Raw genomic sequence first — 22,421 nt, 5'->3', positions numbered from 1 at the left:
GCAGGCGCATGCCGCAGAACCGCTACTATCAGGGTCCCCCGTCCGACCATTTCGATGGCCTCCGGTTCTTCAATCCGGGGCAGGCGCCGACCGATCACGGGCTTGGCGACGTACTGCGGTGGAAGCTGGCGCGCGGCGCGTCGACATGGCCGCGCTCGGTGCAGGTCACAGCTGCCAAGCCCGACGCGCGCGTCGACGGCATCCGCATCACGATGATCGGGCACGCGTCGCTGCTGATCCAGGTGGCCGGGCGCAACATTCTGACCGATCCGGTCTGGTCCGAGCGCGCGAGCCCCGTCGCGTTCGCCGGACCCAGGCGCGTGGCAGCGCCCGGGATCGCCTTCGACGACCTGCCGCCGATCGACGTGGTGCTCATCAGCCACTGCCATTACGATCATTTCGACGTCGCCACCCTGCGCAGGCTGCAGGCAGCACACGCGCCCCTGTTCGCTCTGCCGCTTGGCAACGATACGATCCTGCGCGCCGCGGTGCCCGACGCCAGATGCGTCGTCGGCGACTGGTGGGACCGCCTGACGATCCACGACGATATCACCACGACGATCACGCCCGCCTATCACTGGGCGAACCGCTGGCCGAGCGACGTCAGAATGGCGCTCTGGGCCGGCCACTGGCTCGACACGCCCGCCGGCGCGATCTGGTTCACGGGCGATACCGCTTACGGCAATGGCGCGATCTTCGGCCAGATCCGCGAGCGGCTCGGCGCGCCCGACGTCGCGCTGATCCCGATCGGCGCCTACGCCCCGCGCTGGTTCATGGCCGGACAGCATGTCGATCCCGACGAAGCGGTGCGGATCTTCACCGAGGTCGACGCCAGACGGGCGCTCGGCATCCACTGGGGTACCTTCCAGCTGACCGACGAAGCACGCGATGCGCCGCAAACGGCGCTGGCCGAGGCGCTATCCGCAGCCGCCATCGCGCCCGACCGGTTCATCGCGGCCCCGGCCGGCGGCGTCTTCGATTTCGCTTGATCGAGCGTCGGCCGGTCTCGCGACCTACCGGATCGGACGGCCATGCTATCGAACAGAGACCATCCCGCGGCTAGTGTCTCACCACCCGGCCGTCAGCGCTAGCGTCCCGCCAGAGCCATTTCGGCATTGCGACGTTCCGAGGCAGCCAAGGTCCTCGTCAACAGCGCGACCAGCGCGTCGTCCCGGTCGAGCACGTTCAGCCCTTCGCGCGTCGATCCGCCCGGGCTCGCCACGCGGTCGGCAAGTACGGCCGGCGAGACGTCAGCCTCGGCGGCCATGATCGCCGACCCTTCCAAGGTCGCGATCGCCAGACGCGCTGCCTGCTCGGCCGGCAAGCCCAGCGACACGCCAGCCCTAGCAAGCGCGTCGGCGAACCGGAACACGAACCCGGGGCCGCATCCCGCCAGCGCCGTCACGGCGTCGAAATGGGCCTCGTCCGCGATCCATTCGTAATGGCCGAGGGGGGCCGCGAACGCTTCCGCCGCTGCCACCGCGGCATCCGATGCGCATACGGTGTAGAGCGACGTCACGCCCTTGCCGATGGCCACCGGGAGGTTCGGCATCGCGCGGACGATCGTCTCCGCTGCGAACCGCTCGGTAAGCGCCGCGTGATCGACGCCGGCGAGGATCGACAGCAACAGGCCCGGCGCACCGCGCATTGTCGTCAGCAACGCCTGCGCCGCATCGATCTGTTGCGGCTTGAGTGCGAGCATCAACGTGGGAGGGGCATCTTCGTCAGGAAGCGCGGTCAGCGAACGGACACCCTGAGGCGCCCCCTGCCCGCTCCGCGTGATGACGGTGACGCTAGCCGGATCAAGCCCTGCGGCGATCCAACGGCGCAGCATCGCCCCGCCCATGTTGCCGCAACCGATCAACCACAGCGGCCCCGCCGGAAAGCTTGCGCCCAGCCTCATGCCTCGCCGTGCGTTTCGATCAGGGCTGCGGCGATGGCCTCCTTGGGGCTCTTCCCGCCCCACAGCACGAACTGGAACACGGGATAGAAACGCTCGCATTCCTCGATCGCCGACTCGACCAGCAGTTCGGCCGCATCGAGCGACATCGTGCCTTCCTCGCCACCATCGACCATCGCCGCATGCCGGAACAGCAATATGCCGCTCGACGACCAGAGTTCGAAATGGCCGATCCAGAGTTGTTCGTTGACCAGTCCGATCGTCTCGTAGACCGCCTGGCGACGTTCATCGGGCACTTTAATGTCCGGAAAAGCCAGGAATTGCAGGACGCTGTCATCCTCGCGCCACAGCGCGCGCAGCTCGTAGGTCGTCCAGCTTCCCTTTACCGTGGCAACAATCTCGTCGTCATGACGTTCATGTTCCCAGCCATGCGCAGCGTAATAGCTCTCGAGCATGTCGATCGGGGCAGCGTCTTCATGGTCGTGGTCGGCGTGTTCAAGCATCATAGGGTCCTGGCGGTCCTTATCGCACGACAAAGGGTGCCGAGGCAAAAACGCCGCGGCAACCCCATTGGCCCCAATCTTGCGGAAAACTGTGGAAAAGTCAGTCGACCGACGCCCCGAACGGCGCATTTACTGTCGATTGTGCCGCGAATTTGGCATCGAGCGCATCGAGCCGAGCCTTCAACACGTCGTTTTCATCGCGCGCTGCAGCGGCCATAGCCTTGACCGCGTCGAACTCTTCGCGGCTCACGAAGTCGAGCCCGCCGAGCCATTCGCGCGCGCGTTCCCGCGCACCGGAACCGGCTTCGCGACCAACGCCCGCAAGCGTACCGGCAGCACCGTTCAAGACCTTGACGATATCGTCGAACACGCGGTTTTCGGACTGCATTGCTTCAAAATCCCAAAGTCTGTCGCAGTGAGTGCTGCGTCACAGCATTTGGGACGTATGCGGCGCGGGTGCAAGGGTTTCGGCATCGGGGTTCAACTGCCCGATGCTGAAGGCGAGCACGCCGGCAAAGCTGATCCACACCATGTACGGCACCATCAGCCACGCTGCGGCGGGGCGAATCCGCGCAAACACGAAAGTCGCGGCGATGGAGAGTGCCAGCATCGCAACGATCACCAGTACCGACAAACCGATCTCGTGCGCACCGAAGAAGATCGGCGTCCAGGCAAGGTTGAGCACGAACTGTCCGACGAACAAGGCGACCGCAAGTCCGCGCAACCGAGCGCCACGGGCATTGAGGATCATCGCGAGCGCAAGCCCGATCAGGATGTAGAGCGTGGTCCACGCAATGGGGAACACCCAGCCCGGCGGGTTCAGCGCGGGCTTGGCAAGCGCCGCGTACCAGCCATTCTCGCTGCCGACGCTGACCGATCGACCGGAAACGAACCCCAGCAACAGGATCAGGGGCACGGTCACGACCGCCCAGCGGAGGAACGACATCCTCAACTGGCCCTTCGAAGCGATACCGCCCACACACGTCCTTCCGTCTCTACGCGGGCTCGTCCTGGCGCGCATTTGGCGATCGGTAAACCGAGTTTGGTGAAGAATCGTTCCGCTAGTGGTTCATTCCGGCACGGTGGAGAGCATCTGCCGCGGTCTCGGGTATGTCACACGTTACTCGTCATCCTGACGAAAGTCAGGATCCAGAGCCAAGCAAGGCCGCGCTCGGCACCTTGGGTCCTGACTGTCGTCAGGACGACGGTGGTGACTAGGGATCGCTTAGCGCGTCGGACTCCAACTGTTCCACCGTCGAACGCTCACCATGCAAAGCGGCAATCAGGAACTCCACATTACCCTCGGGTCCCGTGATCGGGCTCTCGACCACGCCGACCACGCGCCACCCCTGCCCCGCCAGCCACGCTGCCACCTCCTCGCAGACGCGCTGGTGGATCGCGGTATCGCGAACCACGCCGCCTTTCCCTACCTCGCCGCGTCCCGCCTCGAACTGCGGCTTTACCAGCGCCATCAGCCGCGCATCGGGTTTGGCAAAGGACATCGGCCGTTCGAGCACCTTGGCCAAACCGATGAAGCTCGCATCGCAGACGATCAGATCGATCGGCTCGGGGATATGCGCGGCCGTCAGGATCCGCGCGCTGGTCTGTTCGTGGACGATGACGCGGTCATCCTGCCGGAGCGCCCAGGCAAGCTGGTTGGTCCCGCTGTCGACGGCATAGACCCTGGCGGCGCCATTCTTCAGCATGACGTCGGTAAAGCCACCCGTCGAGGAGCCGACGTCGATCGCGACTGCGCCGCGCACGTCCCACCCGAAATGCGCGAGCCCGTGTGCGAGCTTGATCCCGCCGCGCGAAACCCAGGGATGATCCCGTCCGCGCACGTCGAGCAGGACGTCGTCGGGCAGGGTCTGGCCCGGCTTGTCGACCTTCTTCGTGCCCGCGAACACGAGGCCCGCCATGATCAATGCCTGCGCGCGCGTCCGCGACTCGACGAGGCCTCTGTCGACCAGCATCTGGTCCGCGCGTATCTTTGCCATCGGGCCGCTATTGCCGCCCGATCCAATTGCCGCAAGCTGCCTTCCTTTCGCCGCAATGTCATTGCCTACCGAATGAGTAGGATTAGATCCAGGGCATGGGATCGTGACCGGATGGCGTACCTTCGGCCACGCTCCCGACCTCGCAGAACGAGGTTTTGGAGAAGGAGAAGCGCTGTGGGTTCTTTCGCACCGTATGATGCCGTCCAGCCGACGATCCTGACCCTGCCGGGTCTTGGTGGTTCGGGCCCTTCGCATTGGCAGACGTTATGGGAAGACGCCCGGCCCGATACGGTCCGCGTCGAGCTCGGCATGTGGCACACGCCGCACCGCAACGCCTGGGTGACGCGGTTCGACGAGGCGATCCGTCGCGCGGACGCGCCGGTGATCCTCGCCGCACACAGCCTGGGGTGTCTCGCGGTGGCATGGTGGGCCGAACTCAGCCCGCAACCTTATGGCTGGCCGGTGGCGGGTGCCTTGCTGGTGGCGCCGGCGGACGTCGATGGCGGTGGCGCGCAGGCGGAGCTGAAGGGCTTTTCGCCGACGCCGAGGACCTCTTTGCCGTTCCCGTCGATCGTGGTGGCCAGCAGCGACGACCCCTGGGTCACGCCGGAACGCGCGCACAGCATGGCTGCCGATTGGGGCAGTCACTTCGTCGACGCCGGCCCGCAGGGACATCTGAACGCCGCGAGCGGGATAGGCTGGTGGCGCGAGGGGCAGGATCTGCTGGACCGGGTCATCGCGGCAAGTGGCGATGGTCGGGGCCAGGCCTTGCCGCCGAGCGTCGCACGCTCGATCCTGGCGGTGAGTGCGACCGATGCCGCGCACACGCATTATCTGGGCGGCTAACCCTGCCGACCAAACTATAAACACTACCCCGGCGAAGGCCGGGGCCCAGTTGGGGGACGCCGCTAACGGACCACAGTCCGCCGTTACTGCGACCTCACCAACTGGGCCCCGGCCTTCGCCGGGGTAGTCCTCAGAGGGTGGAGCTCCGTCACGAAATCCGAGAACCGTCCTCATCGAACAGTTCGGGGTTAGCCACCTGCTCGGCTTTCGCCGCGGCGAGCCCACCCCGCATCCGACGCCACATCGCAATGTTGAGCGACACGACCACGATCACCGCCAGAACGATGATCACGATTCCCTTGGTCGGTCCCGTCATGCGCGCGCTTCGGCGACCCCGCCCGAATTGTGACGAAGCGCCTTGAGCACGGTATCCACCAGCGCGGTCGCGTCGAGACCGGCTTCGGCGTACTGGACTTCGGGCTTGTCCTGATCCTGATACATGTCAGGCAGGCGCAACGTGCGCAGCTTGAGCCCGCCGTCGATCAGGCCCTCGTCCGACGCCATCGTCAGGACGTGCGCGCCGAAGCCACCAACCGAGTTCTCCTCGATCGTCACCGCGACTTCATGCGTGGTGAGCAGCTTGCGGATCAGGTCGACGTCGAGCGGCTTGGCGAACCGAAGATCGGCCACGGTGGTCGACAGGCCCTTCGCCTCGAGTATTTCGGCGGCTTTAAGGGCCTCCTCCAGACGCGTACCGAGCGACAGGATCGCGACGGCCTTGCCCTCGCGAACGACACGCCCCTTGCCGATTTCCAGAAGCTGCGGCGTCTCGGGCAGCGCGACACCAGTGCCGTTGCCACGCGGATAGCGCAGCGCGATCGGGCCGGTGTCATACTGCGCCGCGGTATGAGTCATGTGGACGAGTTCGGCCTCGTCCGCCGCCGCCATCACGACGAAGTTCGGGAGCGTCGCAAGGTAGGTGACGTCGAACGATCCGGCGTGAGTCGCGCCGTCCGCCCCCACGAGGCCCGCGCGATCGATCGCGAACCGGACCGGCAGGTTCTGGATCGCGACGTCGTGCACGACCTGATCATAGGCGCGCTGGAGGAACGTCGAATAGATCGCGCAGAACGGCCGCATGCCTTGTGCAGCGAGGCCAGCGGCAAAGGTGACGCCGTGCTGCTCGGCGATGCCGACGTCGAAGAACCGGTCGGGATAGGCCTTGGCGAACGCGTCGAGTCCGGTACCCGACGGCATCGCCGCGGTAATCGCGCAGATCCGGTCGTCCTTGGCAGCCTCGGCGACGAGCTGCGCGCCGAAGACGTTCTGGTATTGCGGCGGCCCCGGGGGGGCCTTGGTCTGGACGCCGGAGATCACGTCGAACTTCTGGACGCCGTGATATTTGTCCGCGGCGGCCTCGGCGGGGGCGTAGCCCTTGCCCTTCTTGGTGACGACGTGGACGAGGATCGGGCCCTCCTCCGCATCGCGGACATTCTCGAGCACCGGGATCAGGTGCTCCAGGTTATGCCCGTCGATCGGGCCGACATAATAAAAGCCGAGTTCTTCGAACAGCGTGCCCCCCATCGTCATGCCGCGCGCGAACTCGTCGGTCTTCCGTGCGGCGTTGTGGAACGGACGCGGCAGGCGGCGGGCAAGCTTCTTGGCAAGCTCGCGAATGCCCAAAAACTCGCGGCTCGACACGATTCGGCTCAGATAGGCAGACAGGCCGCCCACCGGGGGCGCGATCGACATGTCGTTGTCGTTGAGGATCACGACCAGGCGGTTACCGGCCTGCTCGGCATTGTTCATAGCCTCGTACGCCATGCCCGCGGACATCGCGCCGTCGCCGATCACCGCGATGCCCTTGCCCGGCGTACCCGCGATCTTGTTGGCAACCGCAAAGCCCAAGGCCGCGGAGATCGAAGTGGACGAATGCGCCGCGCCGAACGGGTCATATTCGCTCTCGCTACGCTTCGTGAAGCCGCTGAGCCCCCCGCCCTGTCGGAGCGTGCGGATGCGATCGCGGCGCCCGGTGAGGATCTTGTGCGGATAGCATTGATGGCCGACGTCCCACACCAGGCGGTCGCGCGGGGTGTCGAAGACATAGTGGATCGCGGTGGTCAGCTCGACTACGCCCAGGCCCGAGCCGAGATGGCCGCCGGTGGTGCCGACTGCGGAGATCGTCTCGGTACGCAGTTCGTCGGCGAGTTGACGGAGTTGGTCCGGACGCAGCTTGCGAAGGTCGGCGGGAGTCGAAACGATGTCGAGCAGCGGTGTCGCAGGAAGGTCGGCCATTGGACCGGCTTAATGCAGCGCGGGTATCGTGTCGATTGTTACCGTGTGTTGACGTAGCATTCGCGCTGAAATCGCTCGGGAAGTGCACAATGATGAACTTTACGCACCGTGCTGCCGTCACGGCGGACATTCCCGCGATCGCAGCCTTGATGGCGCGGGCAATCGGCGCGTTGCAGGTGGATTTCCTGACGCCGGCACAGGTCGTTGCGAGCCAAGCGGTGATGGGACTCGATACGCAGCTGATCGCGGACGGGACGTACCTGCTCGTCGAGGCGAGCGGACGACTGGCCGGATGTGGTGGATGGAGTCGACGGGCGACACTCTACGGCGGCGATCACAGCACGGCGTTGCGGGATGCGGCGCTGCTCGATCCGGCGCACGACGCGGCGCGGATCCGGGCGATGTATACCGATCCGGATTTCGTTCGGCGCGGTGTCGGGCGGCTGGTGCTGTCGGTTTGCGAGACGGCCGCTCGCGAAGCGGGATTCGCGCGGGCGGAGATGATGGCGACGCTGGCGGGAGAGCCGCTGTACCGGGCTTGCGGATATATGCCGATCGAGCGGATCGAGACGCCGGGAAACGTGCCGGTACCGATGATCCGGATGGGGAAGAACTTGGCCTAAACCTGGTCCTCCCCCGCAGGGGGAGGATCGATCGGCTGCGCCCAGTCTAAGAGGCAAAGGCTACTTCGCTTCGCACTCCGCACAGCGACCGCGGACTTCGATCACAGGGCGGACAGGCGAGAAACCCGCTGCCTCCGCCGCATTGCGGACACCCTTGGTGATGGTGTCGTTGTCGAGATGCGTCGTCTGGCCACACGAGTCGCAGACCAGGAAGATGCAGTCGTGCAGACAGTCGGGATGCGCGTTGGCGACGTACGCGTTGGCGCTCTCGACTCGCCGCGCGAGATTGGCGCCGACGAACAGATCGAGGATGCGGTACACGCTGTTCGCGGCGACGCGGCGACCTTCCGCCTTGGAGACGGCTTCGGCGATGTCGTAGGCGGACGCTGGTTTCTCGAAGCTGGCCAGCGCGGCGAACACGCTGGCGCGCATCGTCGTCCACTGCTCTCCCGCCTTTTCGAGCGTCGATTGTGCCGCGACGGTCAGGTCGGCGCCTTGCGGTTCGGTGTGTTGGTGAGCGTGCGCCATGGTAGTGAAGTAAGGTGCCGAAGGGGTTCCAGCAACCCGACTTAACTGTCCGCGCGACGGTTGAGATCGTGACCGAACGCCAGCAGCCCGACGCCGACGATCGTCCACAGCGTCTCGCCTCCACCACTATCGTGCGGCAGCGTCATCGCGCCGGCCATGATGCCAAGCCCGAGCGCACCCATAGCGGCAGGCATCATATACCCATGGTGGAGCACGCCGCGTCCGAGCGCCAACGCGCCGAGGCCGATCGCGATCGTCAGGCCGATTTCGTGGAAGATCGGATCGAGCAGGAAACCGCCCGCGGTCGACATGAGCGCGACCAGCACCGAGGTCGCCAGGCAATGTACCATGCACAGGCCCGACAGCCCGATCGCATAGCGATCGAGGCCGGCGAAGCGGTGGGTATGCGTGGCCGAGGGCGTCATCGTCCGCCGAATATAGGCGCGTCGACGAAAGGATACAACATTACATCGCATTTTTATTGCAGGGAATTTTTGGGTTTTCACGTCCGATAGCGATCTTACGACGCGCGCGAGCCACGCCCCTCCATCAGCCCGACAAGGACACCGTCACCCCCCTCCGTCATCCTGACGAAAGTCAGGATCCAGAGTAACACATGCCGTCGCTTGAGGCTCTGGTTCCTGACTTTCGTCAGGATGACGGGACGATCGATATGGCTCGACGCCCCACCTCCGCCAAGTCCGGCAACATGGAGCAACGGCAAACCATGAAGCAATGGCGCCGCGACGCGCAAAGCACTATCTCCAGTCCATGCTTCAACCCAGCGCCGCCTTCCTCACCAAAGCCCGTCCCCGTTCGGTAGCCTTGTGGCTGCTCACCGTCGCCGGCCTGATCGTCGCGATGGTGGTGATCGGCGGTATCACGCGGCTCACCGAGTCGGGGCTGTCGATCACGCAATGGAAGCCGATCAGCGGGATCATTCCACCGCTCAACGACGCGCAGTGGCAGGCCGAATTCGCCGCCTATAAACGCATCCCCGAATATGCCGCGTTCAACGCCGACATGACCGTGTCCGGGTTCAAGGCGATCTTCTTCTGGGAATATCTCCACCGGTTGTGGGGGCGCGTGATCGGCATCGTTTTCGCCGTGCCGCTGATCTGGTTCGCGGTGCGCAAGCGTATCCCGGTCGGCTATGGCTGGCGACTGTCGGCGCTGTTGGCGCTCGGCGCGTTCCAGGGGGCGATCGGCTGGTGGATGGTCGCCTCCGGGCTGTCGGTGCGGACCGATGTCAGCCACATCCGACTCGCCGTCCACCTGCTGACCGCGCTGACGATCCTTGCCGGGATCGTGTGGACCGCGCTCGACCTGATGGCGCTGTCTCGCAACCCGCTCTCCGCCCCTGCCCGCATGCGGCCGGTCGCGATCGTCGCGCTCGCGCTGCTGTTCGTGCAGCTCGTCTATGGCGCGTTCACCGCCGGCCTCGATGCGGGCTATGCGTTCGCGAGCTGGCCGCTGATGGGCGACGGGCTGTTCCCCGCCGATGTGCCGATGGTGAACCCCGCCTGGAGCAACGCGGTTGACAACCCGATCGTCATCCAGTTCATCCACCGCTGGTTCGCGTTCGCAGCCGCCGCGGGTTTGATCTGGCTCGCGATCAAGGCGACAAAGACCGGCAGCAGCGCGGGGTTCTTCGTCGTCGGCCTCGTCACACTCCAGATCATGCTCGGCATCGCCACGCTGATGACCGGCGTGCAGATCGACGTCGCGGTCGCGCATCAGGGCAACGCCGCGTTGTTGCTGATCGCCGCGATGTTTGCCGCGCATGCGGTCGGCAGCACGCCCCGGCTGGCGCGACGGGTATAATGATACCCGTCAGCAAACCGGCGGAAAGCTTGACTTAGACGCCCCCCTTCAGCATTAGCCCTCCATTCGCGGCGTCCGGATTCGGCAGCTGCGTGGATTTCAATCTGGAAGGTCTAACGCCCATGAAGGCGCTCATGAAGACCACCAAGTCGGCAAAGCCGGCTGAGGTGGAGAAGCAGTGGCATATCGTCGACGCGGAAGGTCTCGTCGTCGGTCGTGCCGCATCGATCATCGCCAACGTCCTGCGCGGCAAGCACAAGGTGTCGTTCACCCCGCATGTCGATTGCGGTGACAACGTCGTCGTGATCAACGCCGACAAGATCCGCTTCACCGGCAACAAGGCCGCGAAGAAGATCTATTACAAGCACACCGGTTACGCCGGCGGCATCAAGGGCATCACCGCCGCCAAGGTCCTCGACGGCCGCTTCCCGGAGCGCGTTCTCGAGAAGGCTGTCGAGCGCATGATCCCGCGCGGCCCGCTGGGTCGTGAGCAGATGCGCAACCTGCGTATCTTCAAGGGCACCGAGCATCCGCACGAGGCACAGAGCCCTGCCGTACTCGACATCGGCAGCATGAACCGCAAGAACAAGGTGGGCGCATAATGTCCGACAACCGCCAGTCGCTCGCCGATCTCGCGAGCCTGACCAACCAGCCCGCGCCGGCTGCCGCTGCCGAGCAGACGCTGCCGACCAGCGAAGGCGATCTCGCCGCACCGGTCTCGAACGAGCCCGTCCGCGAGCCTATGCCGCTGCGCGAGCAGATCCTCGACAAGCAGGGCCGCGCCTATGCGACCGGCCGTCGTAAGGACGCCGTCGCCCGCGTGTGGGTCAAGCCCGGCACCGGCAAGATCACGATCAACGGTCGTGACCAGGAAGTGTATTTCGCACGTCCGACGCTGCGTCTCGTCATCAACCAGGTGTTCGGCATCACCGAGCGCGAAGGTCAGTATGACGTCGTCTGCACCGTCAAGGGTGGTGGCCTTTCGGGCCAGGCCGGCGCGGTCAAGCATGGCATCAGCCAGGCACTGACCCGCTTCGAGCCGGTGCTGCGCGCCACGGTCAAGGCCGCAGGCTTCCTGACCCGCGACAGCCGCGTCGTCGAGCGCAAGAAGTACGGCAAGGCGAAGGCCCGTCGTAGCTTCCAGTTCTCGAAGCGCTAATCCCGCTTTCAGTATCTGCGTATCAGAAGGGCGGTCCGGCAACGGGCCGCCCTTTTTCGTATCATGTTCTCCTGCGAACGCAGGAGTCCAGGATTGCAGAATGCGCCGATCGTGACCCTGGGCTCCTGCGTGCGCAGGAGAACGGCGGCGGGCAAACGACGAACGTTATCCCAGCGCCACGATGATCTCATCGAGCGAGGCGTTGCGGATCCCGCGGCGATCGAACTCGTCGAGCATCGTCGTCCACCATGCATGGAACCGCTTCAGGTCGGCGGCGTCGCGGACATACGGTGTGTGACCCGGTGCCAGAGATGGCGAATGAAACGACAGGTTGAACAACCGCAACCCCTCGCCCGCCGCGACCGCGACAGCCTCCAACGCGGCCGCGATCGGCATGTCCTCGGGGGTTAGCGCGATCCGCGACAGCAGACCGGTGCGCGCGAACAAACCCCTGCCCTTCGGCACATGGCTGAGCGCACGGTACAACCGACCACCACCAGCGCGCGCGCGGCCGGTAAAAACCGTGGTCAATGGCAGTTCGACGATGCCCTCCGAACGATAGGCCTCGGCATCTGCCATCATGAAGTCGGGGCCGCCGTCGCTCCGATAGTCGTAACCAGGGCGGACCGAGCTATCGATCCGGTAGCCAAGTCCAGCGAGCAGCGCGAAACTGTTGGAGCCGATGCCGTAGCGACCGGCGCGATAGGCGCGCGGGGCACGACCAAACGCGGCCGTGATTGCCCTTGTCAGGGTTTCGAGCTTGGCCGCTTCCGATGCATATGGAAGGTTGCCCGCATAGCTCGATCCCGGCGGCGCGCTGTCCGCGAACGGCGGATTGACCCAGGCGTGCAGTTGCGTTCCGATCTCCGACCGCGTGTCCTCGACGACGCTCGACAGGATCGAGACCGACGCCGGGTCGGTGGCGATCGGGTAGTCGATCATGCAATTCAAGGCTACGCCGCGCTCGACGAACCGCCGGTGGGCGGCAGGAAACGCAGCCATCGCCGTCGTTGCGCGATTTCGGCGATCGAGGGGGGCGGTCCAGTCGAATTCCTCTTCGACGTCCACAAACACGGTGAAGCGGGTGCCGAAATCGTCGGGCCACACCACGCGTTGCGCGTCCGTCGGGCGCGGTGGGCGATACGTCACCGCTGTTCGTCGGCGATCCGCTCCACATCGACCATGTTCGCGGCCGGAAGCCGGAGAGTCAGGCGGTCCAGCCCGATCGTCAGCACCCCGCCCAGTTCGACCGCGAGATTCTGCGCGAGACGAAGCGCGAACCCCGTGCCCAGCAGAGGCGCGCCGTCGCCCTCCTGTTCGGCGTCGATGCTCAGCAGAACATCGGTCGCATAGGCAGCAAGCGCGGCGGGGCGATCGAACTCGATCGTCACGGCATCGGCGGCCGGACGCACGACGATGCCGAGATGTTCGCCGTTCCGGCCGGCCGAGACCAAGGCGGCGAGCAGGCGACCGACCAGTCGTTCGACGGCGCGGTCGTCGCCCAGGATCTCACAGTCGCCCGCCGGCATCGCGGTGCTGAGGCGAGCGCCGCGCAACGACGCCAGCGGCGCCAGATCGCGCGTCACGCGGTCGAGCAGCGGGCCGACCGGCACCGTCGTCGGGCGGAGGTCGAGCGCACGGCCTTCGATCCGCGCCGCGGTGTCGAGATCGTCGATCGCGGAAAGCAGGTCGCCGGCCTGCGTCCGGATTGCCGTGGCGCGGTCGCGGTAGGTCGGCGACACGGGGCCGAGCAACTGAGTCTCGATCAGTTCGGCAAACCCGGCGATCGCGTTGGTCGGCGTGCGCAACTCGTGGACGAGCTGGCGCAGCGAATCGGACACGGGCGAGGATACGGGCTTGGCCGGTGCCGCCGTCTCGTCGGACCGCGGGCGACGCCCGGTCCCGCGAAAACCGATGAACCGTCCGGAGGCGTGCTCGAACGCGGGCACGCCCGACAGCCGCCACGATCCGAACGCGTCGGACAATCCGCCCACTTCGAGTCGCGCATCGCTGAACCGCGAGCGGCGACGGAACGCCCCCGCCGCGACGCCGTCGAGATGCGCCTCACCCTGTTGTGCCGCATAGGCGAGCGACACGCCGACTAGCGCCGATCGCGCGACGCCGTCGACCATGCGGATGATGCCTTGCGCGTCGGTTTCGAAGCGGAAGCCCTCGATCTCGGCGGCCGCTGGCGTCGGCGCCGCAGCGTCGACGGTGCGATCGCGGTTGAACGCCTCGATCCGCGCGACAAGGTCGGAAATCTCGAACCGGTCGGCCGGCGGCGGTCCGACAGGCTCGACCACGGGCGGCTCGGTCTCGGCCAGCTTGGCGTGGCGAAACGCCTCGGCAACGAACGGCAGGCCGCGCGCGACCGCGCCGAGCGCCATGAACGGGGTCTCGCTCAGTGGCGCGGAATAGAGCGACAGTTCGGGACCGTCATCGGGAGCAGGTTCGGCAACCTCCATGACCGGTGCCGCGCGGATCGGCGCCTCTTCGACTGCCGCCTGTTCGACAGGCGCCGGCTCGGGTGCGATCGGTTCGGCGACGATCGGTTCGGCGACGACCGGTTCGGCGACGACCGGTTCGGCGACGACCGGCTCATCCTCGGCGACCACCAGTTCAATTGGCGCGTCGGGGTGCGGCAAAACGAAATCGGTCGGACCAAAGCTCAGCAGCCCGCGCTGGACCTCCGCCGCAAGGTCACGACGATGACGCAGGACGGAGCGGCTCTGCGGCGTCAGTCGGGGCAGGAGTTCCAGCCATTCGTGGGGCTCGAGGTCCGCTGTCCGCAACACCGGTGCGGCGATCGCCAGGACGTCTTCTGCGAAGAACCCGACAAGGTTCGCATCGGGCCTTGCAAAGGCGAGCGCGCGCGCGCTGGCTGCACGAACCTCGACCGGCACCGCCTGACGCAACAGGCGCAACCGGGCAATGGCCGGCGCGTCGACCGCCATGCGGCCGCGTCCCATCAGGTCGACCAACTGCCGCCATGCCGATTGCGCACCGAAATCGGTGGCCATGTCGGCGGCAAGGATCGTCTTCAGGCTATCGTCGAACCGCACATCGTTCCCCGGCTTCAGCGGGCTTAGCACGCTCTCCGTACCGATTCCTTAACGCGCGCGGCCTGGCGAAGGAACAACCCATTTCGGTAGGCATTGGCCTTCGTCGCATTGTGGGACAATTGCGTTTCGTCGCAACAATCTTATCGCTATGAAGAATGAATCGCTTGGTTTGCGATGCCTATCGGGAGTTGCGTGAAATGAGTTTTGACCGGATCGATCGCCAGATCCTGTCGCTGTTGCAGGCCGACGGTCGGATGACCAATGTCGATCTGGCCGACCAGGTGGGGCTCACTGCGCCGCCTTGCCTACGGCGTGTCCGCGCCCTTGAGGAGGCCGGTGCCATTCGCGGCTATCACGCCGATCTCGATGCCAGCCGCCTGGGCTTCCCGATCACCGTGTTCGCGATGGTGTCGCTACGCAGCCAGGCCGAGCACGACCTCGCCGCGTTCGAGCATCACATCGCCGACATCCCCGAAATCCGCGAATGCCACATGCTCAACGGTGAAATCGACTTCATCCTGAAGATCGTTGCGGCAGATTTGAAGAGTTTCCAGGAAATCCTGACGACGCATCTGACTCCGGCGCCCAACGTCGCGAGCGTGAAGACGTCGCTGACGATCCGGACGGCGAAGGCGCTGTCGGGGATCCCGGTGGTCGTGGAGTAATCTTCGCTCCTCGATCCTCCCCGCAAGGGAGAGGATTGAGACGTCGACTAACCGCCGCCCCTCTCCGGAAGGGCGCGGAGTTTGGATGCGGCGCCCGGCCGGCCAGAACCACAAACGAAAACGGGGCGGCATCTCTGCCGCCCCGCTTCCCGATTCAAGACGCTGTGGCCTTAGGCAGCCGGTGCGCCGAGCCAGGTCGTCCACAGACCGGCGACGTCCGCCCGCGGCGACGCCTTGACTGCCGAGAAGGCCGTCGCAGCGCCGGCCTTGTCACCCGACCGCGCAAGCGCGATGCCAAGATGCAGGTTCACGTCGTCGGCATCGACGCCACCCTTGGTCAGGGCCAGGCGATACAGTTCGATCGACTTGGCATAGTTGTTCTGGCCGAGATACGCGTCGGCCGTACCCGCGGCGAGCTTGCCGTTCGGTGCGGCCGCGGCGCGCTTCTCGAGACCCGACAACGGACCATCATTGGCGATGTTCTTGCTGGCGTCGGCCAGCAGGCCCTTGGCCATCGTATTCGATGCCGGGATCTTGCCCTGAGCCAGACCTTCCTTGATCACAGCCTGCGCTTCGCTCGGCAGGCCGCGACGGTTCACGCTGTCGGCATATTGCAGATAGTCGGTCTGGTCGGCGAGCGCGTTGGTCGCACGCATCAGGCGGAACACGTCGACCTTCTGCCCCTCGTCGAGCGGGATCAGCGCGTTCGCCTGGATCCCCGACAGGATCAGCACGTCACGCCAGTTCTTCGCGGTCGGATAGGCCGTGATCCACTTCTTCAGCCACGCCATCGTATCGGCGTTGCGCTTGGCAGCGTAGGACTTGGCGATCGCGTACCGGTAATATTCCTCCGGCGCCTTCTGGCCCGACGCCGTCATCTGCGCGATGCTGGCATCCAGGTCGGCGGTCGCACCCGCGACGTCGCCGCTGTCCATCTTCGCCTTGATGACCTGCAGCGGCAGGTTCGGATCGGTGTAGCCGAGCTCCTTCGCCTTGGCGAAATACTGGAGCGCGATCGGATACTGCTTGCCGTTGAACGCGAGCACACCGCGGCGATAGGCGTACCGGCCCCGATCCGCGACCGGCGTCGCCGGGTTTGCGATCAGCGCGTCGAGCGGCTTTGCCAGCGTCGTCTCGTTCATCGGCGCGTTCGGGTTGGCGGTCTGCGCGGCGACCAGCTTCTCGCTCTCGAGCTGATAGCGAAGCGCGGCGCCGATATACTTCTCATAATCGGTCTTGGCGGCGACATCGATCTGGTCGATCGCGGTCTGCGCGCCGGCGTAATCCTTGGCCGTCAGTGCGGTCTGCGCAGCGATGCCGGGCTTCTGGACTTCGGGGCTCAGCTTCATTGCCGGCGCCGCATCGGTCTTCTTGTCCTTGGCGAATGCAGGCGCCGACAGCGCAAGGCCGCTCGTGCCGGTGGCGAACGCCGCAATCAGTGCAAGCTTGGAAATGGTCTTCATGCGGAAACTCTCCCTCTGCGTCGGCCCGCTTACGTAAGTGGCGCGCGACGACGCTATATGATCCGCCATGCATACGTTCAAGCGAGCGGCTTGGATCCCGCGGATGTGCGATTGCGCGTGAACGTCGATTGAACGCGCCCCCGGCCGTCGCTAGATCGCGGCGATGATCGCTGTCCTCTCGCCCGCCAAGACGCTCGATTACGAGAGCGCGTTGCCCAAGCTCGACCCGACCACCCCGCGGTTCGCCGACGAGGCGAAGACGCTGGCGCATGCCGCCGCGCACCTGACGCAGAAGAAGCTGGCGGAGCTGATGCATATCTCGCCGGCGCTGGCGAAGCTGAACGCGGATCGGTTCCGCGATTTCGACACGTTGCCCGAGCGGCCGGCGATGTTCGCGTTCGCAGGCGACGTCTATACCGGGCTGGAGGCGAAGACGCTCGACGAAGCGGCGGTCGACTATGCGCAGGATCATGTGCGGATGCTGTCGGGGCTGTACGGCCTGCTGCGGCCACTCGACCAGATGCGCCCGTACCGGCTCGAGATGGGCACGCGCTGGGCGCCGCGGAAGACGAAGCTGACCGACTGGTGGGGCGACCGCATCGCCAAGCTGCTTGCCGACGACGTCGAGGCGGAGGGCTCGGGGACGATCCTGAACCTTGCCAGTCAGGAATATTGGGCGGCGGCGGACGGTAAGCTACCGTCTTCCATACGGGTGGTCGCGATCGATTTCCGCGAAGGCGAGGCGCAGAAGTTCGTCAGCTTCCACGCCAAGAAGGCGCGCGGCATGGTCGCGCGGTGGCTGGTCGAGCACCGCGTCGACGACGTCGAGGGGATCAAGGGGTTCGACAGCGACGGCTATGCCTATGACGCGGCGGGCAGCAGCGACGCGCAGTTCCGGTTCGTGCGCAAGTGAGCAGCGCGGTCGTCATCGGTGCCTCGGGCGGGATCGGCAAGGCGCTGGAAGAGGCGCTGATCGAGGAAGGTGCGTTCGATACGGTGTTCGGGTTCGCCCGCTCCGAGAGCGGCGACCGGCATCTCGACCTGGAGGACGAGGCGAGCATCGCGGCGGCGGCTTTGCGGGTCGGCTCGCCAACGCTGGTGGTGGTCGCGACGGGGTTGCTCCACGACGGCGACAAGGGGCCCGAAAAGGCGATGCGCGAGCTCGACCCGGTGTGGATGGCGCGCAACTTCGCGATCAACGCGATCGGGCCGGCGCTGGTGGCGAAGCACTTCCTGCCGACCATGCCCAAGGCGGGACGGATCGTCTTCGCGGTGCTGTCGGCGCGCGTGGGGAGCATCGGCGATAACAGGTTGGGCGGCTGGTACGGCTACCGCGCATCGAAGGCCGCGTTGAACCAGTTGGTGAAGACGATCTCGATCGAGGACAAGCGCCGCAATTCGAGCGGCATCGTCGTGGGCTTGCATCCGGGGACTGTGGACACCGGGCTGTCGGCGCCGTTCCAGGGCAATGTGACCCCGGGCAACCTGTTCAAGGCAGACCGGGCGGCGGTGCAGTTGCTCGACGTCATCGACGGCCTGCGCGCGCCCGACAGCGGCAAGCTGTTCGCGTGGGACGGGGTCGAAGTCACGCCTTAGTCATTGCGCCCTGCCGTTCTCCTGGCGCCGTTCTCCTGGCGCCGTTCTCCTGCGCACGCAGGAGCCCAGGACCCCAAGCGATACCGCCCGTAACCCTGGACTCCTGCGTGCGCAGGAGAACTGAAATGGTCACGTCACCCCATCGTCATCCCCGCGCAGGCGGGGATCCATACGCTCGGACGGCAGCGATCGCACCGCGAGTTTCTCCATTATGGGTTCCCGCCTCCGCGGGAATGACGAGGTGATGACAGCCCCCCCTCCCCGCGGATGACGCGGATTTCACCGCGCTGCCACTCTCCGGTCAGGTCCCCGCGCCCATTCTCTGCGCATCGTCCACCAAGGCCGAAACGAGAGGATACCCGCATGAAGAAGTCCCTCCCCCTCGCAATTCTCGCCGGCGGCGCGCTCCTGTCCGGCACCGCCGCGATCGCCGCGACGCAAGCCAAGACCGTGCAGCCCAAGACTGTCGCAACGCACACGACGACGACCAAAACCACCACGCCGATGGGCAACACCAAGGTCGCCAAGCGCACGACGACCGTCGCCAAGGGTCGCATGGTCACCGCCAAGCTCGTGAACGGGAAGACCGTCACGTACAATTGCTCGCTCGCCGGCAACAAGACCAAGGCCGCCTGCAAATAACCCCTGAATTAGCGATGAAACCCTTCTCCCCCCCTCGTACGTAAGCGCGTGCGTACGCGTGCGCGGGGGTAGTAAGGCGTACGCCCCTCGGCTAAGGTGTGTCATCATACCGACACAACCGGAAAGCGTTCAGATTTGACCGACGAGACCATACTCGCCGAACCCACCGGCGGCGAGACGGCCGGCATTGCCACCATCTCGATCGTCGACGAGATGAAGTCGAGCTATCTCGACTATGCGATGAGCGTTATCGTCGCGCGCGCGCTGCCCGACGTCCGCGACGGCCTCAAGCCCGTCCATCGCCGCATTCTCTACGGCGCGCATGAAAGCGGCTTCGTCGCCGGCAAGCCCTACCGCAAGTCCGCACGCATCGTCGGTGACGTGATGGGTAAATACCATCCGCACGGCGACAGCTCGATCTACGACGCATTGGCGCGTATGACTCAGGACTGGTCGATGCGCGTGCCGCTGATCGACGGTCAGGGCAACTTCGGTTCGATGGATCCCGATCCACCCGCGGCGATGCGCTACACCGAGGCCCGTCTCGGCAAGGTGGCGAATGCGCTGCTCGGCGATCTCGACAAGGACACCGTCGACTTCACGCCCAACTATGACGGCTCGGAGCGCGAGCCCTCGGTCCTGCCGGCACGCTATCCCAATTTGCTGGTCAACGGCGCAGGCGGCATCGCCGTCGGCATGGCGACCAACATCCCGCCGCACAATCTCGGCGAAGTGATCGACGCGTGCCTCGCGTACATGGAAAACGGCGCGATCACGACCGAGCAGCTGTTCGAGATCATCCCCGGTCCCGACTTCCCGACCGGCGCGATCATCCTCGGCCGCGCGGGCGCCAAGTCGGCGTACGAAACCGGCCGCGGCTCGATCATCGTCCGCTCGCGGCATATCGTCGAGGAGGGCAAGGGCGATCGCCGCTCGATCGTGCTCACCGAGATCCCGTTCCAGACCGGCAAGAACGGCCTGGTCGAGAAGATCGCCGAAGCCGCCAAGGACAAGCGGATCGAAGGCGTCAGCGACATTCGCGACGAATCGAGCCGCATGGGCGTCCGCATCGTCATCGACCTGAAGCGCGACGCGACCCCCGACGTGGTGCTCAACCAGCTCTGGCGCCACACGCCCGCGCAGTCGAGCTTCCCCGCCAACATGCTCGCGATCCGCGGCGGCCGCCCCGAGCTGCTCAATCTGCGCGACATCATCGGCGCGTTCATCACGTTCCGCGAACAGGTTATCACGCGCCGCTCGAAGTTCGAGCTCGCCAAGGCACGCGACCGCGCGCATCTGTTGCTCGGCCTCGTCATCGCGGTCACCAACCTCGACGAAGTCGTCAAGATCATCCGCGGGTCGTCGAGCCCCGCCGAAGCCCGCGGCAAGCTGCTCGCGCGCGAATGGCCGGTCGAAGAGATCGCGCCGTACATCGCGCTGGTCGAGGCGGTCGAGGACAAGCAGCAGGAGGGCATCTACAAGCTGTCCGAGCCGCAGGTCCGCGCGATCCTCGATCTCCGCCTGCACCGCCTGACGCTGCTCGGCCGCGACGAGATCGGCGACGAATTGAAAGCACTCGCCGCGACGATCGGCGAGTTGCTCCACATCCTCGGCGACCGTGCGAAGCTGTACGAAGTGATGCGCGGCGAGCTGATCGCGATCCGCGACGAATTCGCCACGCCGCGCCGGTCCGAGATTGCGGCTGCCGCCAACGGCATCGACGACGAGGATCTGATCGAGCGCGAGGACATGGTCGTCACCGTGACGATGCAGGGCTATATCAAGCGCACCAGCCTCGACACGTTCCGCGCGCAGGCGCGTGGCGGCAAGGGTCGCGCGGGCATGTCGACCAAGGACGAGGACGTCGTCACCGAGCTGTTCGTCACCTCGACGCACACCCCGGTGCTGTTCTTCTCGAACCTCGGCAAGGTCTATCGCTACAAGGTCTGGCGCCTGCCAGAGGGTGGCCCCGCCACGCGTGGCCGGCCGATGATCAACCTGTTGCCGCTGGCGCCGGGCGAGACGATCTCGACCGTGCTCCCGCTGCCGGAGGATCTGAGCGAGTGGAGCCGTCTCCACGTGATGTTCGCGACGCAGCGCGGCACCGTCCGCCGCAATTCGATGGATGCGTTCACCAACGTGCCGTCGAACGGCAAGATCGCGATGCGCTTCGAGCCCGGTGAAAACGGCGAAGGCTCCGAGGACAAGCTGATCGGCGTCGCGCTGCTCAGCGAGCATGACGACGTGCTGCTCGCGACCCGCCTCGGCAAGGCGATCCGCTTTGCCGGCGACGACGTCCGTGAGTTCCAGAGCCGCACCTCGACCGGCGTGCGCGGCGTGACGCTGAAGGGTGACGACGAGGTCATCTCGCTGTCCGTCCTCCACCGTGTCGGCGCGACGCCCGAGGAGCGCGAGACCTACCTGAAGTTCGCCCCCTGGAAGGGCGAGCGCGAGGGCGATCACGGCATGGGCGACGAGCGCTACAACGATCTGAAGGACCGCGAACAGTTCATCCTGACGGTCTGCGAGAACGGGTACGGCAAGCTGTCGAGCGCCTATGACTACCGCCGCACCGGCCGCGGCGGTCAGGGCATCACCAACATCGACAACATCGCGCGTAACGGCCCGGTCGTCGCGAGCTTCGCCGCGGCCAAGGGGCATCAGCTGATGCTGGTCACTAACCAGGCCAAGCTGATCCGCACGACGCTGGCGTCGCTTCGAGTCATCAGCCGCAATTCGGCGGGCGTGAAGCTGTTCGACGTGGCCAAGGGCGAGGTCGTCGTCTCGGCCGCACGGATCGAGGAAACCGAGGAAGACGCCGAGATCAACCTGGCCGACGCAACGCCAGAGCTGGCGCCCGACACCGGCGCGACAATCGGCGAGGATACGGCGGCGGGCGATCCTACTGAGGGCCTGGAGGACGGCGAATGAGCCGCGATCCGATCGCCTATAAGGTCTTGACCGGCGAGCAGCTGGCGACGCTCGAAAGCGGCAGCTTTGCCGGCGCGCCGGTCGATCTGGCCGATGGCTATATCCATTTGTCGACGGCCGAGCAGCTGACGGAGACGGTCGACAAGCATTTCGCCGGTCAGTCGGATTTGCACGTCGCGGCGATCGATCTCGAAGCGCTCGGCGACGACGTGACGTGGGAAGAGTCGCGGGGCGGGCAGCTGTTCCCGCATATCTACGGTGGTCCGCTGCTGCTGGAGGTCGTGTTGTCGTACGGCGCTTTGGAGCGTGATGACGATGGCAAGGTGAAGCTTCCCGTCGCGGGCTGAGCCCCACGCATAACGTGTTCTCCCGCGAAGGCGGGAGCCCAGTCTGGGCTCCCGCCTTCGCGGGAGAACAAGGCGATGGGAGATGGCGCTCGATTGACTA

General features: G+C 65.8%; 24 protein-coding genes. 12 read left to right on the top strand and 12 right to left on the bottom strand.

Annotation, left to right across the window (positions count from 1 at the left end; genetic code table 11):
- Positions 1-8: 8 nt before the first annotated feature.
- Positions 9-989 carry an MBL fold metallo-hydrolase gene (locus HMP09_RS01190; RefSeq protein WP_176498837.1) on the top strand — a complete coding sequence of 327 codons (981 nt, stop codon included), beginning with the start codon at positions 9-11 and terminating at the stop codon, positions 987-989.
- Between the two features lie 98 nt (positions 990-1,087).
- Here HMP09_RS01190 and HMP09_RS01185 read toward each other — a convergent pair whose 3' ends face one another.
- The 5 genes from HMP09_RS01185 to HMP09_RS01165 form a co-directional block, all read right to left on the bottom strand.
- On the bottom strand, positions 1,088-1,903 hold the full coding sequence (locus HMP09_RS01185) for a pyrroline-5-carboxylate reductase family protein (protein WP_176498836.1): 816 nt from the start codon (positions 1,901-1,903) through the stop codon (positions 1,088-1,090).
- Positions 1,900-2,406, bottom strand: a complete 507-nt coding sequence (locus HMP09_RS01180) for a YbjN domain-containing protein (RefSeq protein ID WP_443026431.1) — start codon at positions 2,404-2,406, stop codon at positions 1,900-1,902. The genes HMP09_RS01185 and HMP09_RS01180 overlap by 4 nt, the downstream gene beginning before the upstream one ends.
- 97 nt (positions 2,407-2,503) lie before the next feature.
- Positions 2,504-2,791: an accessory factor UbiK family protein gene (locus HMP09_RS01175; RefSeq protein ID WP_176498834.1), complete on the bottom strand. Its 288-nt coding sequence runs from the start codon at positions 2,789-2,791 to the stop codon at positions 2,504-2,506.
- Positions 2,792-2,830: 39 nt separating this feature from the next.
- On the bottom strand, positions 2,831-3,349 hold the full coding sequence (locus tag HMP09_RS01170) for a TspO/MBR family protein (protein ID WP_176501500.1): 519 nt from the start codon (positions 3,347-3,349) through the stop codon (positions 2,831-2,833).
- 268 nt (positions 3,350-3,617) lie between these two features.
- A complete protein-coding gene (locus HMP09_RS01165) occupies positions 3,618-4,400 on the bottom strand; it encodes a TlyA family RNA methyltransferase (protein WP_176498833.1) in 783 nt (260 codons plus the stop codon).
- Positions 4,401-4,574: 174 nt separating this feature from the next.
- Between HMP09_RS01165 and HMP09_RS01160 the strand changes: the two genes are divergently transcribed.
- Complete coding sequence (locus HMP09_RS01160) at positions 4,575-5,246, top strand: RBBP9/YdeN family alpha/beta hydrolase (RefSeq protein WP_232090519.1); 672 nt, start codon at positions 4,575-4,577, stop codon at positions 5,244-5,246.
- Positions 5,247-5,394: 148 nt separating this feature from the next.
- Here the strand turns inward: HMP09_RS01160 and HMP09_RS01155 are convergent, their stop codons facing one another.
- Positions 5,395-5,538, bottom strand: a complete 144-nt coding sequence (locus HMP09_RS01155; protein WP_232090517.1) for a hypothetical protein — start codon at positions 5,536-5,538, stop codon at positions 5,395-5,397.
- Between the two features lie 20 nt (positions 5,539-5,558).
- Positions 5,559-7,481 carry a 1-deoxy-D-xylulose-5-phosphate synthase gene (gene dxs, locus HMP09_RS01150; protein WP_176498830.1) on the bottom strand — a complete coding sequence of 641 codons (1,923 nt, stop codon included), beginning with the start codon at positions 7,479-7,481 and terminating at the stop codon, positions 5,559-5,561.
- Positions 7,482-7,570: 89 nt separating this feature from the next.
- Between dxs and HMP09_RS01145 the strand changes: the two genes are divergently transcribed.
- Entirely contained in the window at positions 7,571-8,104 is a 534-nt protein-coding gene (locus tag HMP09_RS01145; protein ID WP_176498829.1) for a GNAT family N-acetyltransferase, read from the top strand.
- 60 nt (positions 8,105-8,164) lie between these two features.
- Here the strand turns inward: HMP09_RS01145 and HMP09_RS01140 are convergent, their stop codons facing one another.
- A complete protein-coding gene (locus tag HMP09_RS01140) occupies positions 8,165-8,632 on the bottom strand; it encodes a Fur family transcriptional regulator (RefSeq protein WP_176498828.1) in 468 nt (155 codons plus the stop codon).
- A gap of 41 nt (positions 8,633-8,673) precedes the next feature.
- Positions 8,674-9,057 carry a MerC domain-containing protein gene (locus tag HMP09_RS01135; protein ID WP_176498827.1) on the bottom strand — a complete coding sequence of 128 codons (384 nt, stop codon included), beginning with the start codon at positions 9,055-9,057 and terminating at the stop codon, positions 8,674-8,676.
- 346 nt (positions 9,058-9,403) lie between these two features.
- Here HMP09_RS01135 and HMP09_RS01130 point away from each other — a divergent pair, with 346 nt between their 5' ends.
- The 3 genes from HMP09_RS01130 to rpsI all read left to right on the top strand — a co-directional run bounded on the left by HMP09_RS01130 (position 9,404) and on the right by rpsI (position 11,615).
- Positions 9,404-10,456 (top strand): COX15/CtaA family protein, encoded by a 1,053-nt coding sequence (locus tag HMP09_RS01130; protein ID WP_176498826.1) that lies wholly within the window; start codon positions 9,404-9,406, stop codon positions 10,454-10,456.
- Between the two features lie 122 nt (positions 10,457-10,578).
- Positions 10,579-11,058, top strand: coding sequence for a 50S ribosomal protein L13 (gene rplM / locus HMP09_RS01125; protein WP_176498825.1), 480 nt, complete (start codon positions 10,579-10,581; stop codon positions 11,056-11,058).
- Positions 11,058-11,615: a 30S ribosomal protein S9 gene (gene rpsI / locus HMP09_RS01120; protein ID WP_176498824.1), complete on the top strand. Its 558-nt coding sequence runs from the start codon at positions 11,058-11,060 to the stop codon at positions 11,613-11,615. The genes rplM and rpsI overlap by 1 nt, the downstream gene beginning before the upstream one ends.
- 165 nt (positions 11,616-11,780) lie before the next feature.
- On the opposite strand, the gene HMP09_RS01115 is transcribed toward rpsI, so the two are convergent.
- Together HMP09_RS01115 and HMP09_RS01110 are read right to left on the bottom strand one after the other, a co-directional pair.
- Positions 11,781-12,764 (bottom strand): WalW protein, encoded by a 984-nt coding sequence (locus tag HMP09_RS01115; RefSeq protein WP_232090515.1) that lies wholly within the window; start codon positions 12,762-12,764, stop codon positions 11,781-11,783.
- The gene (locus HMP09_RS01110) at positions 12,761-14,677 is read right to left on the bottom strand and encodes a sensor histidine kinase (RefSeq protein WP_176498823.1); all 1,917 of its coding nucleotides are present in this window, start codon (positions 14,675-14,677) and stop codon (positions 12,761-12,763) included. Before HMP09_RS01110 ends, HMP09_RS01115 begins: the two co-directional genes overlap by 4 nt.
- Before the next feature lie 197 nt (positions 14,678-14,874).
- On the opposite strand from HMP09_RS01110, the gene HMP09_RS01105 reads away from it, so the two are divergent.
- Positions 14,875-15,342, top strand: coding sequence for an Lrp/AsnC family transcriptional regulator (locus tag HMP09_RS01105; protein ID WP_093399250.1), 468 nt, complete (start codon positions 14,875-14,877; stop codon positions 15,340-15,342).
- Between the two features lie 170 nt (positions 15,343-15,512).
- Here HMP09_RS01105 and HMP09_RS01100 read toward each other — a convergent pair whose 3' ends face one another.
- The gene (locus HMP09_RS01100) at positions 15,513-16,805 is read right to left on the bottom strand and encodes a hypothetical protein (protein WP_176498822.1); all 1,293 of its coding nucleotides are present in this window, start codon (positions 16,803-16,805) and stop codon (positions 15,513-15,515) included.
- A 163-nt stretch (positions 16,806-16,968) separates the two neighbouring features.
- Between HMP09_RS01100 and yaaA the strand changes: the two genes are divergently transcribed.
- The 5 genes from yaaA to HMP09_RS01075 all read left to right on the top strand — a co-directional run bounded on the left by yaaA (position 16,969) and on the right by HMP09_RS01075 (position 22,321).
- Entirely contained in the window at positions 16,969-17,718 is a 750-nt protein-coding gene (gene yaaA, locus HMP09_RS01095) for a peroxide stress protein YaaA (RefSeq protein WP_176498821.1), read from the top strand.
- Positions 17,715-18,401, top strand: coding sequence for an SDR family NAD(P)-dependent oxidoreductase (locus tag HMP09_RS01090; RefSeq protein ID WP_176498820.1), 687 nt, complete (start codon positions 17,715-17,717; stop codon positions 18,399-18,401). Before yaaA ends, HMP09_RS01090 begins: the two co-directional genes overlap by 4 nt.
- A 363-nt stretch (positions 18,402-18,764) precedes the next feature.
- A complete protein-coding gene (locus tag HMP09_RS01085; protein WP_176498819.1) occupies positions 18,765-19,043 on the top strand; it encodes a hypothetical protein in 279 nt (92 codons plus the stop codon).
- Positions 19,044-19,178: 135 nt separating this feature from the next.
- Positions 19,179-21,974, top strand: coding sequence for a DNA gyrase subunit A (gyrA, locus tag HMP09_RS01080; RefSeq protein ID WP_176498818.1), 2,796 nt, complete (start codon positions 19,179-19,181; stop codon positions 21,972-21,974).
- Positions 21,971-22,321 (top strand): DUF952 domain-containing protein, encoded by a 351-nt coding sequence (locus tag HMP09_RS01075; protein ID WP_176498817.1) that lies wholly within the window; start codon positions 21,971-21,973, stop codon positions 22,319-22,321. Before gyrA ends, HMP09_RS01075 begins: the two co-directional genes overlap by 4 nt.
- The last annotated feature ends 100 nt before the right edge of the window (positions 22,322-22,421 follow it).

Source organism: Sphingomonas sp. HMP9 (assembly GCF_013374115.1).
Lineage (GTDB): Bacteria > Pseudomonadota > Alphaproteobacteria > Sphingomonadales > Sphingomonadaceae > Sphingomonas.
The sequence above is the reverse complement of the archived record's forward strand: the minus strand, read 5'-3'. Positions and strand labels throughout refer to the sequence as shown.